This window comes from Mesorhizobium carmichaelinearum (assembly GCF_900199455.1).
In the GTDB taxonomy this organism is placed as follows: Bacteria; Pseudomonadota; Alphaproteobacteria; order Rhizobiales; family Rhizobiaceae; genus Mesorhizobium; species Mesorhizobium carmichaelinearum.
The window spans coordinates 1-414 of the sequence record NZ_FZQR01000177.1; the positions used below are offsets into that span (position 1 = coordinate 1).

A 414-nucleotide genomic window follows, 5' to 3' on the forward strand; every position below is an offset into this window, starting at 1 on the left:
GTCTGTACTTGTCGTCGCTTCACTCGATACAAACTTCTGCGAGGTGGCCTTTGTGCACCGATCACTGCGCGATTTCGGGGGCGATATCCTGCGCGTCGGCAACGCGGGCCGAGTAGCGAGAGAAGAGCCGGAGGCAGCCCTATTGGTACGCGCGGACCTCGCCCGACTTATCGTCACTCAATTGTATGGAGAAGACACGGTCGGCGTGATGCTCGGCACGGGGGTAGTTAAAGGCGGTGGCCTCTTCGGTGAACGGGACTTATCGAAAAGGGAGGGCCGAAGCGAATGAAGCCCGGGTTGGATGACGTCGCTAAGCTTGCGGGCGTTGGAATTGCGACGGTCGATCGCGTCCTCAATGAGCGCGGTAATGTCTCTTCAAAGACGACACTGAAGGTCATCGAAGCGGCGCGTGAG

At 58.9% G+C, this 414-nt stretch carries 2 protein-coding genes; both read left to right on the top strand.

The window, feature by feature from the left end:
* Nucleotides 1–289: hypothetical protein (locus CKW40_RS44480; RefSeq protein ID WP_210200216.1), on the top strand; the 289-nt coding region annotated here is incomplete at its 5' end.
* A partial coding sequence (locus CKW40_RS42545) for a LacI family DNA-binding transcriptional regulator (RefSeq protein ID WP_143748549.1) occupies nt 286–414 on the top strand: 129 nt, incomplete at its 3' end. The genes CKW40_RS44480 and CKW40_RS42545, both read left to right, overlap by 4 nt.